14 protein-coding genes and 1 rRNA gene are annotated in these 16,625 nt (G+C 71.7%); 8 read left to right on the top strand and 7 right to left on the bottom strand.

Going from position 1 to position 16,625, the window contains the following annotated elements; genetic code table 11:
- Window positions 1–91 (top strand): 5S ribosomal RNA (gene rrf / locus ACFYZE_RS18015); the annotation flags it as partial.
- A gap of 113 nt (window positions 92–204) precedes the next feature.
- On the opposite strand, the gene ACFYZE_RS18010 is transcribed toward rrf, so the two are convergent.
- From ACFYZE_RS18010 to ACFYZE_RS17990, 5 genes are read right to left on the bottom strand one after another with little or no spacing between them, the layout of a single operon-like run.
- On the bottom strand, window positions 205–1,515 hold the full coding sequence (locus ACFYZE_RS18010; RefSeq protein ID WP_388994363.1) for a DUF58 domain-containing protein: 1,311 nt from the start codon (window positions 1,513–1,515) through the stop codon (window positions 205–207).
- Window positions 1,515–2,504 carry an AAA family ATPase gene (locus tag ACFYZE_RS18005; RefSeq protein ID WP_388994420.1) on the bottom strand — a complete coding sequence of 330 codons (990 nt, stop codon included), beginning with the start codon at window positions 2,502–2,504 and terminating at the stop codon, window positions 1,515–1,517. The genes ACFYZE_RS18010 and ACFYZE_RS18005 overlap by 1 nt, the downstream gene beginning before the upstream one ends.
- A complete protein-coding gene (locus ACFYZE_RS18000; RefSeq protein ID WP_388994360.1) occupies window positions 2,504–3,694 on the bottom strand; it encodes a DUF4350 domain-containing protein in 1,191 nt (396 codons plus the stop codon). The genes ACFYZE_RS18005 and ACFYZE_RS18000 overlap by 1 nt, the downstream gene beginning before the upstream one ends.
- On the bottom strand, window positions 3,691–4,407 hold the full coding sequence (locus tag ACFYZE_RS17995) for a DUF4129 domain-containing protein (protein ID WP_388994357.1): 717 nt from the start codon (window positions 4,405–4,407) through the stop codon (window positions 3,691–3,693). Before ACFYZE_RS17995 ends, ACFYZE_RS18000 begins: the two co-directional genes overlap by 4 nt.
- Window positions 4,408–4,411: 4 nt before the next feature.
- Window positions 4,412–5,752, bottom strand: coding sequence for a glycerophosphoryl diester phosphodiesterase membrane domain-containing protein (locus ACFYZE_RS17990; RefSeq protein ID WP_388994354.1), 1,341 nt, complete (start codon window positions 5,750–5,752; stop codon window positions 4,412–4,414).
- 140 nt (window positions 5,753–5,892) lie between these two features.
- Here ACFYZE_RS17990 and mtnA point away from each other — a divergent pair, with 140 nt between their 5' ends.
- The 7 genes from mtnA (at window position 5,893) to ACFYZE_RS17955 (ending at window position 14,551) form a co-directional block, all read left to right on the top strand.
- Window positions 5,893–7,038, top strand: a complete 1,146-nt coding sequence (mtnA, locus tag ACFYZE_RS17985; RefSeq protein ID WP_388994352.1) for an S-methyl-5-thioribose-1-phosphate isomerase — start codon at window positions 5,893–5,895, stop codon at window positions 7,036–7,038.
- An 8-nt stretch (window positions 7,039–7,046) separates the two neighbouring features.
- The gene (mtrA, locus tag ACFYZE_RS17980) at window positions 7,047–7,736 is read left to right on the top strand and encodes a two-component system response regulator MtrA (protein ID WP_200417736.1); all 690 of its coding nucleotides are present in this window, start codon (window positions 7,047–7,049) and stop codon (window positions 7,734–7,736) included.
- Window positions 7,737–7,738: 2 nt separating this feature from the next.
- Window positions 7,739–9,793 carry an MtrAB system histidine kinase MtrB gene (gene mtrB / locus ACFYZE_RS17975; RefSeq protein WP_388994349.1) on the top strand — a complete coding sequence of 685 codons (2,055 nt, stop codon included), beginning with the start codon at window positions 7,739–7,741 and terminating at the stop codon, window positions 9,791–9,793.
- On the top strand, window positions 9,783–11,615 hold the full coding sequence (locus tag ACFYZE_RS17970; protein ID WP_388994346.1) for an LpqB family beta-propeller domain-containing protein: 1,833 nt from the start codon (window positions 9,783–9,785) through the stop codon (window positions 11,613–11,615). The genes mtrB and ACFYZE_RS17970 overlap by 11 nt, the downstream gene beginning before the upstream one ends.
- Before the next feature lie 117 nt (window positions 11,616–11,732).
- A complete protein-coding gene (locus ACFYZE_RS17965) occupies window positions 11,733–12,590 on the top strand; it encodes a ComF family protein (RefSeq protein ID WP_388994343.1) in 858 nt (285 codons plus the stop codon).
- Window positions 12,591–12,906: 316 nt separating this feature from the next.
- Entirely contained in the window at window positions 12,907–13,599 is a 693-nt protein-coding gene (gene hpf / locus ACFYZE_RS17960; protein ID WP_388994340.1) for a ribosome hibernation-promoting factor, HPF/YfiA family, read from the top strand.
- A 205-nt stretch (window positions 13,600–13,804) separates the two neighbouring features.
- Entirely contained in the window at window positions 13,805–14,551 is a 747-nt protein-coding gene (locus tag ACFYZE_RS17955; RefSeq protein ID WP_388994337.1) for a response regulator, read from the top strand.
- 21 nt (window positions 14,552–14,572) lie between these two features.
- On the opposite strand, the gene ACFYZE_RS17950 is transcribed toward ACFYZE_RS17955, so the two are convergent.
- Both ACFYZE_RS17950 and ACFYZE_RS17945 read right to left on the bottom strand, forming a co-directional pair.
- Window positions 14,573–15,775, bottom strand: a complete 1,203-nt coding sequence (locus ACFYZE_RS17950) for a winged helix-turn-helix domain-containing protein (RefSeq protein ID WP_388994334.1) — start codon at window positions 15,773–15,775, stop codon at window positions 14,573–14,575.
- Window positions 15,776–15,831: 56 nt separating this feature from the next.
- Window positions 15,832–16,410, bottom strand: a complete 579-nt coding sequence (locus tag ACFYZE_RS17945; RefSeq protein ID WP_388994331.1) for a GNAT family N-acetyltransferase — start codon at window positions 16,408–16,410, stop codon at window positions 15,832–15,834.
- Window positions 16,411–16,625: the final 215 nt, after the last annotated feature.

Raw genomic sequence — 16,625 nt, 5'->3', positions numbered from 1 at the left:
GCCCGGTTACATTCCGAACCCGGAAGCTAAGCCTTACAGCGCCGATGGTACTGCAGGGGGGACCCTGTGGGAGAGTAGGACACCGCCGAACAATTTGTGAGAAAACCCCCGTGCTATTCAGCGCGGGGGTTTTCTGCGTTAAAGGCAAAGGCAGGACGAGGAAAAAGGGGAAGAGGCGTTGAAGGCCGCCTCATGCCCCTGGAATCAGAGCCGCCCCGCCGCCTTCAGTGCCAAATACGCGTCCGCCAAGGCCGGGGCCAAATCCTCCGGCGTCGCGTCCACGACCGTCACCCCGTGACGCCGCAGCTGCTCGGCCATGCGCGTCCGTTCCGAATGTGCCTGAGCCGCCGCAGCGGCCTCGTACACCGCCTCTGTGCTGCCTCGCGCCGTCGCCATCCGGGCGATGTGCGGGTCGGCCACCGACGCCAGCAGCACCGTATGGCGCTGGGTGAGCTGCGGCAGTACTGGAAGGAGTCCCTCCTCGATGGGAGCCGTGTCCAGTGTGGTCAGCAGGACGATCAACGAGCGCCGGGGCGCCGTTCGTAGTGCGGTGGCCGTAAGACCGCGCGCGTCCGTTTCCACGAGTTCTGGCTCCAGCATCGCCATGGCGTTGACCAGCGACGGCAGGACATCGCCGGCGGCTCGTCCCTGGACCAGAGCGCGTACCCGGCGATCGTAGGCGAGCAGATCCACGCGGTCGCCCGCACGGGTCGCCAGCGCGCCCAGCAGCAGCGCCGCGTCCATGGAGGCGTCCAGCCGCGGCGCGTCGCCGACCCGGCCGGCGGAGGTACGGCCCGTGTCCAGGACCAGCAGGATGTGACGATCGCGTTCGGGCCGCCACGTGCGCACCGCGACCGAGTTCTGCCGTGCCGTGGCGCGCCAGTCGATGGAGCGGGTGTCGTCCCCGGGGACGTATTCGCGCAGACTGTCGAACTCCGTGCCCTGGCCGCGCGTCAGCACGCTGGTGCGGCCGTCGAGTTCCCGCAGGCGGGCCAGTTTGGCGGGAAGGTGCTTGCGGCTGGTGAAGGGCGGCAGAACCCGGACCGTCCAGGGGACTTTGTGCGTGCCTTGGCGGGAGAAGAGGCCGAGTGGCCCGTACGAACGGATCGTGACGCGGTCGGCTCGGCGGTCGCCTCGGCGAGTGGGCCTCAGACGGGTCGTCACACGGCGGCGCTCGCCCGGAGGGACCGTCAGACTGTGGCGGGACGCGGCCACTTCGGTGCCGGGCTGCCAGCTGCTGGGCGGCCAGGCGTCGCGTACCTGGGCGCGCAGCGGCCGTCCTGACGGGTTGGTGACCGTGAGCGTCACGTCGGCCGTTTCGCCGAGGCGTACGGAGGCGTCACCGGAACGGGTAAGGCCCAGTCGGCGTACCGGTGCGGCCAGTGCGAAGTCGCAGGCGCACGCCAGTGCGAGTGAGCCGTTGACGGCGAGAATGCCTGTCCAACTGGGGTCCCAGATGCCGACCGGGAGGGTGCCGAGTGCCGCGAGGAGCGCGGCGCGTCCGGTGAAGGCCATCAGCGCGGGACGGGGACGTGGGCGAGGATCGCGTTGATGACCGAGTCGGTGGTCACTCCTTCCATCTCCGCCTCGGGACGCAACTGGACCCGGTGGCGGAGTGTCGGGAGGGCGAGTGCCTTCACGTCGTCGGGGATGACGTAGTCACGGCCCGTCAGCCAGGCCCAGGCTCGGGATGTGGCGAGCAGGGCCGTGGCACCGCGAGGCGACACGCCGAGCGTGAGGGACGGGGATTCGCGGGTGGCTCGGCAGATGTCCACGACGTAGGCGGTGATCTCGGGGGAAACGGTCGTCTTGGCGACGGCGGCACGTGCCGCCTCGAGTTCCTTGGCGCTCGCCACGGGGCGTACGCCGGCGGCGCGCAGGTCGCGCGGGTTGAAGCCCGCGGCGTGGCGGGTGAGGACGTCGATCTCGTCCTGGCGGGACGGCAGAGGGATCGTCAGTTTGAGCAGGAAGCGGTCCAGTTGGGCCTCGGGGAGTGGGTACGTGCCCTCGTACTCGACCGGGTTCTGCGTCGCGGCGACCAGGAACGGCTCGGGGAGCGGACGCGGGGTGCCGTCGACCGTGACCTGGCGCTCCTCCATGGCTTCGAGGAGGGACGACTGGGTCTTGGGCGGGGTGCGGTTGATCTCGTCCGCGAGGAGGAGGTTGGTGAAGACCGGGCCCGGCTGGAAGGAGAACTCGGCGGTGCGGGCGTCGTAGACGAGCGAGCCCGTGACGTCGCTCGGCATCAGGTCCGGTGTGAACTGCACGCGCTTGGTGTCGAGTTCCAGGGCTGACGCCAGGGCGCGGACCAGCAGTGTCTTGGCGACGCCGGGGACCCCTTCCAGCAGGACGTGTCCACGGCACAGCAGGGCGACGACGAGGCCGGTCACGGCGGGGTCCTGGCCGACCACGGCCTTGGCGATCTCAGCGCGCAGGGCCTCCAGGGAGGCGCGGGCTGCGCCCGGATCCCCGGCGATCCCGGCGTTGTCAGTGGTCGGGTCCATCATGGACGGCGTACCTCTCTTTCGAGGGCGTCGAGTTGGTCGGCGAGGGCGATCAGGGCCGCGTCGTCGCCGGGCGGCGGGCCGAAGAGGAGGGAGTGCAGGGACTGTCCGTCGCCGTGCAGATGGGCGGACAGCGCGGGGAGCAGGGCCTCGGGCGTGTGCGCCTGAGCGAGGGGGATGCCTACCAGGGGGGCGAGACGGGTGCGCGTGGTGGAGCGCAGAGCGGCGGCCGCGCGGTCACGTGCGTCGGTTTTGCGGTAGAGGCGGGCGCGGCCTTCGACGGTTTCGGAGGCGCGGATCGCGACGGGGAGTTTTTCGGGGACGAGCGGGCCGAATCGGCGTGCCCGCCACAGGGCGGCCAGGGCTGCGGCGATGAAGAGCTGGAGCGTGCCCCACAGCCAGCCCGAGGGGAGCAGGTCGAGGAAGCTCTGGCCGCCCGAGTCGGTGGCCGAGGTGTCGGAGAGCGAGGGGAGGTACCAGACCAAGTGGGAGCGCGAGCCGAGCAGTTGCAGGGCGAGCGAGGCGTTGCCCTGCTCGCCGATGCGGTTGTTGTAGAGGATGTCGGGCGCGCCGAGGACGACGGTGTCGCCGGCCCCGGACGCAGCCGGGATGCGCACGAGGGTGGGCAGGCCCTCGCTGGGGTAGCACCAGTCCGCGCGGGCATCGCTCGCGCGGTAGCGGATCCCGCCCGTGTCGGCGGTGCCCGCTCGCCGGGCCTCGGGCAGCTCACAGACGGGCGCCAGTGCCGATTCGAGGCTGACTGCGGGGTCGGCGGAGACGCCGGGAGCCAGCGTGCCGGTGGACGTCTCCGGAGCGACGAGGATCGTCCGGCCGCCGGAGTTCTGCGTCGCCTGGTGCAGCAAGCTCTGTTGGCGGTGCGTCAACTGCTCGGGTGCGGCGACCAGAAGGGTGGTGTCGGTGCCGACAGCGTCGCGCGCTTCGGCGAGGGAGGTGACCACGCGCGTGGACACGCCCCGGTCGGCGAGCAGCCGGGCGACGGCGTGGCTGCCGGAGGGGTCGGCGGAGCGAGGGTCGAGGCGGCCGTGCCGGTCCCCGGATCGGATCACGGCGATCACGACGGCACCGATCAGCAGGATCAGGACGGCGAGGAGCACACCGCGTGCCCGGGTCCACACCTGGCGCACGGTGGGCGAGGCCGACGTGGATGCTACTGCGGCCTCGGCGGTCATCCGGCGGCTCCCTGGCGGGTGTCGTGGGCCGCGCTGGGGGCGTTGCCGGTGAGGTGGGGCTTGGCGCGTTCCAGGTCGTCGTCGAGGACGGCGAGCCGGCGGTACGTTCCTTCGCCCGCGGCCCGACCGCCGTATGCGACGTCGTCGAAGTCCCGGGCGGCGACGCGCAGGCGGTCCGCGTGGTCGGGAAGGACGCGGCCGGCCTCGGATGCCGCCTCGTCGGCGGTGCGCCCTGGGCGGATGTCGAGCAGGGCGCGTTCCTCCAGGGAGCGGACGACGGCGCGCATGCGTTCCTGGACGGCCTGGTTCCAGTGGCCCTGGGCGGCGTGCGCCTCGGCGGCCGAGCGGTGTTCGGCGGCGCTGCGGGGGCGGTCGTCGAAGAGTGTCGCGGACGAGGTGGGCATGCGGCGCGGCGTGCCCAGGCGCCACCACAGGGCCGCGGCGAGCGCAAGGACCACCACCACGATGACGAGGAGGCCGACGGGGCCGCCGGGCGTCGCGGTGGAGGCCTCGGCGAAGAGCCGGTCCAGCCAGTCCCAGAAGGCGTTCAGGGCACGCCGCAGCAGGCTGGGGTCGTTCTGGTGGTACATCCGTTTGGACAGCTCACGCCGGGCCGCCTCCCGCGCGGGGTCGCGCGGGATCGTCACCGGTGGTCCGTCGCCCGAGCGCCACAGCACAGGTGCGGCTCTCAGTGTTCCCCCCGTCAGTCTCACCCCGTCAGCTCCCCGCAGTGGTGCCGGGGACGTGGGAGCCGTAGTCCTGCACGCCGGCGGCGCGGGCCAGCTCGAGGTCGAGGGCCTCGCGGCGGATGCGCTGGTCGATGTAGAGCAGCACGGTGACGCCCGCGGTGATCGGGAACGTGATCATGCGTCCGATCACCGAGCCGAGCCCGTTGATGATGAGGAACGTCCAGCCGGGGCTGCCGGTGGAGCCGCCCATGAGGCTGCCGAGGCCGTCGCCGCTGAACACCCCGGCGAGGAAGGCGAAGGGGATCACGACGATGGACGCCACGATGCTCGCGATGAGCTGGGCGAGCAACTGGATGCCGAAGACCCGCCACCACGAGCCGCGCACCAGCTTCACGGAGCGGCCCATCGCCTTGCGGATGCTCTGCTTCTCCAGCATCAGCGCGGGCGAGGCGAGCGAGAAACGGATCATGATCCACAGGGCGACCAGGCCGGCGCCGAGGCCGCCGAGGACGGCCAGCGACACGCCCGCCGCGGTGGACCCCGACCAGACGATGAGGATGCCGGGCAGCGTGCCCACGGCGACGATCGCCAAGGCCATGAGCGGCAGCAGGATCGTGAGCCCGCCGAGCCGGGCGAGCTGCGGGCGGGCGTCGCGCCAGGCCTCGGCCGCGGTCACCGGCCTGCCGAGCACCGCCCTGCTGGTGACGGCCGTGAGAAGGGCCGTGGCGATGATGGTGCCGAGCAGCACCAGCAGCAGGACCACGGCGGAGCCCAGCAGCGCGTCGCCCAGTGCGCGGCTCACCTCGCTCATGGAGGCGCTGGGGTCCTTGAGGGTGTTGGTGTCGGTGGTGTCGTTCAGGACGAGGCCCTGAAGCAGGATGACCACGGTCTCCGTGACGACCGCGACGGTCAGCGAGATTCCGAGGACCGTGCGCCAGTAGGTGCGCATGGTGGAGACCGCGCCGTCGAGGATCTCGCCGACGCCGAGCGGGCGCAGCGGGATGACACCGGGCTTGGCCGCGGGCGGCGGACCCCAGGAGCCGCCCCAGCTTCCGTAACCGCCGAACCCCTGTTGCGGGGCGCCCCAGCCGCCGCCGGGGCCTGGGTGGCCGCCGGGAGCGGCGGGAGGGCGGGCGCCCCAGCCCGGGCCGGGCGGAGGCGGTGGCGGGGCCTGGCCGGGGCCTTGAGGCTGAGGAGCGGTCCACTGTCCGGGTGGGGGCTGCGCCTTGGACCACTTGCTCGACGGCTGCGGCTGATCGGTACCGCTCTGGTCCGAGGGCTGCTCCGGGGTCTGCGCGCCGGAGGCGTCCGGCTGCCGCCCGTCGGAGGGGGAAGATCCGGGCGAGGCCCAGCCCGGAGTGTCGTTCATCGTCGCTCCTTCACGGTGCCCGACCGCGGTCGCGGCGGCGGGTTGGCAGCCATCGTGCCACGCTGTGTCCGCCGGGGAACCGGGGGTGGTGCACGCAGCATGCCTTCAATAGTCGGCGGTGTACGGGGCAGACTGACCGCATGGCTGATCAGTACGCGCGATCCGGCGAGGAAAACGGGGCGGCTGCGATACCGGCGATCCGCTGGGAGGAGCCGCCCGAAGGCCCGGTTGTGGCGCTTCTCGACCAGAGAAGGCTGCCGGCCGAGGAGGTGGAGCTCGTGTGCACGGACGCGCCCGCGCTCGTGGACGCGATCCGTACGCTCGCCGTACGCGGGGCACCGGTGCTCGGGATCGCCGGGGCGTACGGGGTGGCGCTCGCCGCCGCGCGCGGTTTCGACGTGGACGAGGCCGCCGCCGCGCTCGCGGGCGCCCGGCCCACCGCGGTGAACCTCGCCGTCGGCGTGCGACGGGCCCAGGCCGCGTACCGGGCCGCGCTCGCCGACGGCGGTGACCTGCGGCAGGCCGCGGAGGCGGCACTCGCCGCGGCGCGGGCGCTGCACCGTGAGGACGCCGAGGCCAGCACGCGGATGGCGCGGCACGGCCTGGCGCTGCTGGACGAGCTTCTCCCGGGCGGCGGGCACCGGCTGCTCACGCACTGCAACACGGGTGCGCTGGTGTCCGGCGGGGAGGGCACGGCGTTCGCGGTGGCGCTGGCCGCACACCGGGCGGGGCGGCTGCGCAGGCTGTGGGTGGACGAGACGCGTCCGTTGCTGCAAGGTGCTCGACTGACGGCGTACGAGGCGGCCCGCAACGGGATGGCGTACACCTTGCTCACGGACAATGCGGCGGGCTCGCTGTTCGCCGCGGGCGAGGTGGACGCGGTACTCATCGGAGCGGACCGGATCGCGGCCGACGGCTCGGTCGCGAACAAGGTGGGGAGCTACCCGCTCGCTGTGCTGGCCCGGTACCACCACGTGCCGGTCATCGTGGTGGCGCCGGTGACGACGGTGGATCCGGAGACACCGGACGGTGCGTCCATCGACGTGGAGCAGCGGCCCGGGCACGAGGTGACGGAGTTCACCGCACCTCAGGTGCAGGTGGCTGGAGCGGAAGCGGGAGGCGGGATACCTGTGGCACCCCTCGGGACCCAGGCGTACAACCCGGCGTTCGACGTGACGCCTCCGGAACTGGTGACGGCGATCGTCACCGAGGAAGGCGTCGCGTCGCCTGTGACGGCCGATGCACTCGCTGCGCTGTGTGACAGGTCACGCCAGGTAACGATTTAGTTAATGGGATGATGTGGTCCATGAAGGGACGAGTCCTTGTCGTCGACGACGACACCGCACTGGCCGAGATGCTCGGCATCGTGCTGCGTGGTGAAGGTTTTGAGCCGTCTTTCGTAGCCGACGGTGACAAGGCGCTGGCCGCCTTCCGTGAGACCAAGCCCGACCTGGTGCTCCTCGACCTGATGCTGCCGGGTCGGGACGGCATCGAGGTGTGCCGTCTGATCAGGGCGGAGTCCGGGGTGCCGATCGTGATGCTGACCGCCAAGAGCGACACCGTGGACGTGGTGGTGGGCCTCGAGTCCGGCGCGGACGACTACATCGTGAAGCCCTTCAAACCGAAGGAGCTGGTGGCGCGCATCCGGGCGCGGCTTCGCAGGTCGGAGGAGCCTGCGCCGGAGCAGCTCGCGATCGGTGACCTCGTCATCGACGTGGCCGGTCACTCGGTGAAGCGCGACGGGCAGTCGATCGCGCTGACCCCGCTGGAGTTCGACCTGCTGGTGGCGCTGGCGCGCAAGCCGTGGCAGGTGTTCACCCGCGAGGTCCTGCTGGAGCAGGTGTGGGGCTACCGCCACGCGGCGGACACCCGCCTGGTGAACGTGCACGTCCAGCGGCTGCGCTCGAAGGTCGAGAAGGACCCGGAGAAGCCGGAGATCGTGGTGACCGTCCGTGGCGTCGGCTACAAGGCCGGGCCGAGCTGACCATGACCCAGGACAGTGCCGCTCCGGCGCCCGGCCGGCCCGGAGCCCATCCGGGGCGGCCTGTCGGTCGGCGGACGACGCGCTCCGGGTGGGAACGGTTCTTCGAGGGCGGGCTGCTTCAGGGCGGAGTCCACGGCAGCCCGGTCCTCCGGCTCGTCATGCGCTGGGTGCGCCGCCCGCTGCTGCCGATGATGCGGCTGTGGCGGCGCAACATCCAGCTGCGGATCGTCGTCACGACCCTGCTGATGTCGCTCGGCGTGGTGCTGCTGCTGGGCTTCGTCGTCATCGGGCAGGTCCGCAACGGTCTGCTGGACGCCAAGGTGAAGGCGTCGCAGAGCCAGGCCGTCGGCGGGTTCACCGTCGCCGGGCAGAGGGCCGACAGCGCCGCCAGCGCGAGTGACGGCAACGACAACTCCGGCACGGGCAACAATCCGGTGCAGAACGTCAGCGGGTGGATGAGCGACCTCGTCGAGTCCCTTTCCAGCGGTGGTCAGGGTGCCTTCGACGTGGTCACGCTCAGCACCACCGCCGCGGACAACGAGAACCGCGGCCTCGGTCCGCGCGCGTCGGGCGGGGTGGATCCGAGCCAGAGCGTGCCGGAGGACCTGCGCAAGCGCGTCGACGCCGGCATGGGCGTGGCCCAGAGCTACACCCGCATCGTCTACACCGACAGCGACCGGGCCACCCAGCCCGCGCTGATCATCGGCAAGCAGATCAACGACCCCAACGGCGACCCGTACCAGCTGTACTACCTCTTCCCGCTCACCCAGGAGGAGAAGTCCCTCAGCCTGGTCAAGGGGACGCTCGCCACCGCGGGGCTCTTCGTCGTCGTACTGCTCGGCGCCATCGCCTGGCTCGTGGTGCGCCAGGTCGTCACCCCCGTGCGGATGGCCGCGGGCATCGCCGAACGGCTGTCCGCCGGGCGCCTGCAGGAGCGGATGAAGGTCACCGGCGAGGACGACATCGCGCGCCTGGGCGAGGCCTTCAACAAGATGGCGCAGAACCTGCAGCTGAAGATCCAGCAGCTGGAGGACCTGTCGCGGATGCAGCGGCGGTTCGTCTCGGACGTGTCGCACGAGCTGAGGACGCCGCTGACGACCGTGCGGATGGCGGCCGACGTCATCCACGAGGCGCGCGTCGACTTCGACCCGGTGACCGCGCGGTCGGCGGAGCTGCTCGCCGACCAGCTGGACCGGTTCGAGTCGCTGCTCGCGGACCTGCTCGAGATCAGCCGGTTCGACGCGGGTGCGGCGGCGCTGGAGGCCGAGCCGATCGATCTGCGGGACGTCGTGCGCCGGGTGGTGAGCGGGGCCGAGCCGCTCGCCGAGCGCAAGGGCACGCAGATCCGAGTCGTCGGCGACCAGCAGCCCGTCGTGGCCGAGGCGGACGCCCGGCGTGTCGAGCGGGTGCTGCGCAACCTGGTCGTGAACGCGGTCGAGCACGGCGAGGGCAAGGACGTCATCGTCAAGCTCGCCGCGGCGGGCGGCGCGGTCGCGATCGCGGTGCGCGACTACGGCGTGGGGCTCAAGCCCGGGGAGGCGACCCGGGTGTTCAGCCGCTTCTGGCGGGCGGACCCGGCGCGCGCGCGTACCACCGGCGGTACGGGCCTGGGGCTGTCCATCGCTCTGGAGGACGCGCGGCTGCACGGCGGCTGGCTGCAGGCGTGGGGCGAGCCGGGAGGGGGGTCGCAGTTCAGGCTGACCCTGCCGCGGACCGCGGACGAGCCGCTGCGGGGCTCTCCGATACCCCTGGAACCGCTGGACTCACGGCGCAATCGCGGGCTCAGCGACGCCGGACTGCCGCAGGGAGGCTCCGGCAAGCGTGCCACGGTGCCGGCGCAGTCGACCGGTGAGAAGGCCGGGGCACGTGACCCGATCGTGGCGCGGCCGGCCGTGGCGCCGACCGCGGACCCGACGGCGATGCCCGGCAACGGGGCGCGCGTGGTGCCACGGCCCGCCGGGGGCTCGCGACGCCCGGACGACAGAGCACAGGAGCCGCCGAGGGGCGGCGGTGGACCCGACGAGCGTGAGCAAGGGGAGGCGTTTCGTGGGCGCTGAGGGGGGCGGCCGGCGGCGTGCGCTGCTCAGGGGGGTGTACGCCGGCTGTGCTGCCGTACTGCTGGCTGGGTGCGCCTCGATGCCGGACAGCGGGGATCTGCGGGGAGTCGAGTCGACGCCCCGGCAGGACGCGCAGGTCCGCGTCTTCGCCATGCCCCCGCGTGAGAACGCCGGGCCGGCGGAGATCGTGCAGGGCTTCCTGGAGGCGCTGACCAGCGACGACCCGCAGTACGAGACGGCACGCAAGTACCTGACGGCCGCCGCGTCGCGCGGGTGGGACCCCGACGCGTCCACCACGGTGCTCTCCGACGGGCCGAACACGGTGCCCGACCACACCAGGAGCCGGGAGGCCGGGGACGACTACGCGTACACGCTGACCGGCACCAAGCTCGCCATGGTGGACGAGCAGCACGCCTACACGCCGGACTCGGGGACGTACAGCGCCACGGTGCACCTGACGCTGGTGAAGAAGACCGAACAGTGGCGCATCGACGCGCTGCCGCAGGGCGTGGTGATGGGCAGGTCCGACTTCCAGCGCAACTATGTGTCGGTCAACAAGTACTACTACGCCGCGAACGTGCCCGCCGGGGAGGGCGGACGGCTGAGTACCGTCGCGGACCCGGTGTACGTGCGCAGCAAGGTGGACCCGGTGACGTCGACGGTCCGCGCACTACTGAAGGGCCCCACGCGCTGGCTGGACCCCGTGGCGACGTCGAGCTTCCCCTCGGGCACGGCACTGCGGAAGGACGTCACCTCCCTGTCGCCCGATGACCAGAACAAGCTGACGGTGCCGCTCAACGACAAGGCCGACCGGGTCGGGGCGACGCAGTGCGACAGGATGGCGGCGCAGCTGCTGTTCACCCTGCAGGACCTGACGCCCACGGGCGTGAGCCAGGTGGAGCTGCGCGGCTCGAACGGCACGAAGCTGTGCGCGCTCAACGAGGACCGGGCCGAGGTCATCGCCTCGCACGGCACGGGCCGGCGACCCGAGTACGAGTACTTCATCGACGGCAGGCAGCGGCTGGTGCGCCTGCCCGGCGGCAGCGGCTCCAAGCAGCCAGAACCGGTGCCGGGCCCGTTGGGCGAGGGTGAGAAGCCGCTGCGCGCGGCCGCCGTCTCGCGGGACGAGGACACCGCGGCCGGTGTCTCTGCCGACGGGCAGTACCTGTACGTGGGCTCGCTGGCGTCGGGCGCCTCGTTGGGGAACGCGGTGCTGATCAGTGGCGGCGCGTCGAAGAACGACCGGCTGACGACTCCCAGCTGGGACGGCGGGGGCGACCTGTGGGTGGCCGACCGTGACCCGAAGCACCCGCGGCTGGTGATGCTGCAACAGGGCGCGGGCACGCCGGTGGAGGTCCGCACACCGGGCCTCGACGGGCGGATCGACGCGGTGCGGGTGGCGGCCGACGGTGTTCGGATCGCGCTGATCGTGGAGAAGAACGGCAAGACGTCCCTGCAGATCGGGCGCATCGAGCGGGACAGCGGGAGGGGCGGACAGCCTGCTGTGTCGATCCTGGAACTGCACTCGGTGACTCCGCAGTTGGAGGAGGTCACGGCCATGTCCTGGGCCGGGGACAGCCGGCTGGTGGTGGTCGGCAGCGAGGCCGGCGGGGTGCAGCAGATCCGGTACGTGCAGGTCGACGGCTCGACGCCGGTGGGCAACCCGCCCGCCTCGCTGACGGGCGTGAAGCAGATAGCGGCGTCCGAGGACGAGCGGCTCCCGCTGGTGGCGCACTCGGAGGACGGGATCGTGCGCCTGTCGTCCGGGGCCCAGTGGCAGAAGGTGGTCAAGGAGGGCACCGCGCCGGTCTACCCCGGGTGACGCCGCGAGCCCCGAGCAGGGCTCCCCGCCGGTGGTTCGACGGCCGCCGCCCGGTTGTCCACAGGGAGTTTTCCACAGGGGTGGCAGGCTGCTGCGGGCGTTGGCACAGTGGTCGCCATGCGGAGGTGGTGGCAGGACCTCACCGATCTGGTACTGCCGGCCGAGTGCGGAGGCTGTGGCAGGCCGCGCGCGGTGCTCTGCCCGGAGTGCCGTGCGGCTCTCCACGGCAGCGCGCCGCGCCGGGTGCGACCGATGCCGGAGCCGGCAGGCCTGCCCCCGGTGCACGCGGCGGCGCCGTACGAGGGCGCGGTCCGCGCCACGCTCCTGTCCCACAAGGAACGGGGCGCGCTCACCCTCGCGGGACCGCTGGGGACGGCTCTGGCGGGCGCGGTGAGGGCTTGCTACGGCTCTGTGGCCTCCCGCGCCGGTGGCGGTCCGGGGCCCGTGCTGCTCGTGCCCGTCCCCTCCGCGCGGCGGGCCGTGCGGGCGCGAGGGCATGATCCGACGCGGCGGATCGCGCTCGCGGCGGCGGGACAGCTGCGCCGGGCCGGGACGGCGGCCAGGGTGGTGGCCGTGCTGCGGCAGCGGCGGGCCGTGGCAGACCAGGCCGGGCTCGGCTCGCGGCAGCGGCTGACCAATCTCGCGGGCGCCCTCGAGGTGGCCGCCGGCAGCGCCCGGATGCTGGCCGGCGGGCGGATCGTCCTCGTCGACGACCTGATGACGACGGGCGCTTCGCTGGCGGAGGCGGCGCGCGCGGTACGGGCGGCGCTCGGGGACGTCGGCGGTGCTGACACGGAGGTGTATGCGCGCGTGGCAGGGGAAGCAAGGGGGGAACGAAGAGCGAGGGAGACGACGGCACCGGCGCACCGGCCCCGAGGGCCGTGGGGATCAGCCGCCGGGAACGGCCTTCAGGACGGGATCCGCGCGGCCGTGGTCGCCGCTTCGCCGGAGTCCTTCGAGATAAACCGGAACTGACCGTGAACTTGCTTCGTTGCAGGTAATGAGCAGGTCAATTCACCTGAACGGAGGTACGCCGCAGTAGAGGGTGACGACATCCGTCCGGGCGAGATATGTTCGGTTGAGAGGGAAAAGGCGCAGGCCGTCCCTCCCTTGTCCGAATGCCGTGCTGCGGGTTTTCTGCAATCACCCGTAGCGGTGGGGTGGAGACCTCGCCCCCGGGGGAGGAGGAGGTGGACGTCACCGAGTCCGAGGTTCCGGCGCTCGCCGGGGCCTGGTGCACAAGGGAGATGCTCCGCCAGGAATGCGGAGCGATCCGGGAACGGAGTTCTGCGTGGACATCGTCGTCAAGGGCCGCAAGACCGAGGTGCCCGAGCGGTTCCGGAAGCACGTGGCCGAGAAGCTGAAGCTGGACAAGATCCAGAAGCTGGATGCCAAGGTGATCAGCCTCGATGTCGAGGTGTCCAAGGAGCCCAATCCGCGGCAGGCCGACCGCTGTGAGCGAGTGGAGATCACCCTGCGCTCTCGCGGTCCGGTGATCCGGGCGGAGGCAGCGGCAAGCGATCCGTACGCGGCACTCGACCTGGCGGCGGAGAAACTGGAGGCCCGGCTGCGCAAGCAGCACGACAAGCGGCACACCCGCCGAGGGGTCCGCAGGCTCACGGCAGCCGAGGTGCCCGACCACGTCCCCGGTGCCGCGACGCTCAACGGCAACGGCGGCCTCGTACCGGAAGAAGATTCGGACGCCGTGCCGACCAAGAAGATCGGATCGCTCGAGGTGAAGGGCGAAGGCCCCCTCGTCGTCCGCGAGAAGACCCACGTCGCGTCTCCGATGTCACTCGACCAGGCGCTCTACGAAATGGAGTTGGTCGGGCACGACTTCTATCTGTTCGTCGACTCCGAGACCAAGCAACCCAGCGTCGTCTACCGGCGGCACGCCTACGACTACGGCGTCATCCACCTCAGCACCGACCAGATGGTGGCCGAGGCGCAGGCGGCCGACGCGGGCGGAACGCTCCACGGCTGAGTCCGCCGGGTCACGGCTGAATTCGGTGCCCCTGGTGAGCCCATGCGCCCCCAGGGGCACCGGTGTGCCACCACTTCGCGCCGCGCTCTGTCACCTGACCGTCGTCCCGGCATGGAATCATGGCCACAACGGCTCAACCGGTGGGTCGTTGCCTTGGGTTGGCGATGGCACAGGACCACAGGCCACAGCCTTCAGGGGGAGGAACATGGCGGACAGCTTCGGACCGACGCAGGACGAGGACGCCGACGACGGCGTCGCCGGCACGGGCCCGGAGACGGGCCGTGCACACAAGGAGCCGATCCGCGTTCTCGTCGTGGACGACCACGCCCTCTTCCGCCGCGGCCTGGAGATCGTGCTGGCGGCCGAGGAGGACATCCAGGTCGTCGGCGAGGCCGGGGACGGCGCGGAAGCGGTCGACAAGGCGGCCGATCTGCTGCCCGACATCGTGCTGATGGACGTGCGGATGCCCAAGCGGGGTGGCATCGAGGCATGCACCTCCATCAAGGAGGTGGCGCCCAGCGCCAAGATCATCATGCTGACGATCAGCGACGAAGAGGCCGATCTCTACGAAGCGATCAAGGCGGGGGCCACGGGTTACCTCCTCAAGGAGATCTCCACGGACGAGGTGGCCACCGCCATTCGCGCGGTCGCCGACGGGCAGTCGCAGATCAGCCCCTCCATGGCGTCGAAGCTCCTCACCGAGTTCAAGTCGATGATCCAGAAGACCGACGAGCGCCGGCTGGTGCCGGCGCCCAGGCTCACCGACCGGGAGCTGGAGGTCCTCAAGCTCGTCGCCACCGGAATGAACAACCGGGACATCGCCAAGGAGCTTTTCATCTCCGAGAACACCGTGAAGAACCACGTGCGCAACATCCTGGAGAAGCTGCAGCTGCACTCCAGGATGGAGGCCGTGGTCTACGCGATGCGGGAGAAGATCCTCGAGATCCGCTAGCGGGGCCGGACGAGCCGGGGATCAGCCCAGGGCACGGGCCAGCTCCCGGACGAGAGGCTCGCGCAGTTCCGGGGCGTCCACCCGCTCCACGCGGACGTTGGTGCAGTCCACCCAGCTCGCCGCCTCCAGCAGCGCCTGGGCCACCGACGGGACCGCCTTCGCGCCGTCCAGCGTGACCTGCCGGGCGACCAGCGTGCGGCCCTCGCGCGCGGGGTCCACCCGGCCGACCAGCCGACCGCCGGCGAGGACCGGCATCGCGAAGTAGCCGTACACCCGCTTCTGCTTGGGGACGTACGCCTCCAGGCGGTGGGTGAAGCCGAAAATCCGCTCCGTGCGCGCCCGCTCCCAGATCAGCGAGTCGAACGGCGACAGCAGCGTCGTACGGTGGCGGCCGCGCGGCGGGGTCCGCAGCGCCTCGGGATCCGCCCAGGCAGGCTTGCCCCAGCCCTCGATCGTCACCGGAACCAGGCCCGAGTCCGCGATCACGGAATCGACCTGCTCGCCCTTGAGGCGGTGGTAGTCCGCGATGTCCGCGCGGGTGCCGACGCCCAGGGAGCGGCCGGCGAGCGAGACGAGGCGGCGCAGGCACTCGGTGTCGTCCAGCTCGTCGTGCAGCAGGGCCTCGGGGACGGCTCGCTCGGCCAGGTCGTACACCCGCTTCCAGCCGCGGCGCTCGACGCACACCACCTCTCCGTACATCAGCGCGCGCTCCACCGCGACCTTCGTGCCGGACCAGTCCCACCACTCGCTGGTCTTCTTCGCGCCGCCCAGATCCGTGGCCCTCAGGGGGCCTTCGGCGCGCAGCTGCTTGATGACCTGGTCGTAGGCACCGTCCGGCAGGGTGTGGCTCCAGTGCGGGCGGGAGCGGTAGGCGCGGCGGCGGAAGGCGAAGTGGGGCCACTCCTCGATGGGCAGGACACAGGCGGCGTGCGACCAGTACTCGAACGCGTGCGGACCGGCCGTGGACCGGCCGTCGGACGAACGCGTCCAGTACGCCGAGTCGACCGCCTTGCGGCCTATGGCTCCGAGGCGGGCGTACGGAATGAGTTCGTGTGAGCGCGCCAGGACCGAAATGGTGTCGAGCTGGACGGCGCCGAGCCGGCGCAGCAGGCCACGCACGCCGGCCCTGCGGTCGGGAGCGCCGAGGAAGCCCTGTGCCCGCAGGGCGATACGGCGGGCCTCGTCGGCGGTCAGTTCGATGGCGGGGCGGGGGAGACTCGGCATGGTCACACCGTAGGGGGCGGCACTGACAACGCGGGACGAGCTGCGGGAGCCCGCACCTACGGCGCCGGTTCCGGTGCCGGCAGATACGCCGCCGTCGACGGCAGGCCCACGTCCGAGGGCAGCAGGGAGCCGACCCAGCAGTCCCGGCGCACCCCCTTGTTGTTGATCGCGGACCGCAGCACCCCCTCGATGGTGAAGCCCGCACGCTCCGCGACCGCCCGTGAGCCCGCGTTGCCCACCTCGGCGCGCCACTCCACGCGGTCGACCGACAGGTGGGTGAACGCCCAGTGCGCCGCGCGGAGCGTGGCCTCCGTGATGTAGCCGTTGCCCCGGTGCTCCTTGGTCGCCCAGAAGCCGACCTCGGCGACGCCCAGCGAGCGCATCGTCAGGCCGAGCATGCCCACCAGCTCCCCGGAGGGAAGGAAGACGCCGAACGTGAACATGGAGGCGTCCCTCCAGCCGTCCGGCGCGATCTGGTCGACGAACAACTCCGCGTGCTCGCGCAGATACGGCGACGGGATCGTGGTCCAGCGCTGGATCTCGGGGTCCTGGGCTGCCGCGTACACCGCGTCGGTGTCCTGGGGGACCACGGTGCGCAGCAGGAGCCGTTCGGTGGTCAGGGTGACAGGGTCCATCGCTTGATTCTGCTGGGGCCACCGCCCGGTCGCCATGATTTTCCGCGTCATGCCCGGCCGCGGTCGCCGCTGGTGCCGGTCCGCCGCGCGTCCCCGTCCGCACCCGCCACGCCGTCGTCCGCGCCTGCCTCGTCACCTCGTGACTGCACGATTACTTTTCGTGGCACGGACGCGGCACCTTCCGCCACGCCCGCCCGTTGTCCTAGTGGCTGTCG

It is taken from the genome of Streptomyces sp. NPDC001796 (assembly GCF_042892355.1).
GTDB lineage: Bacteria > Actinomycetota > Actinomycetes > Streptomycetales > Streptomycetaceae > Streptomyces.
Note: the sequence above shows the minus strand (reverse complement) of the source record. Positions and strands in the feature narration are given on the sequence as shown.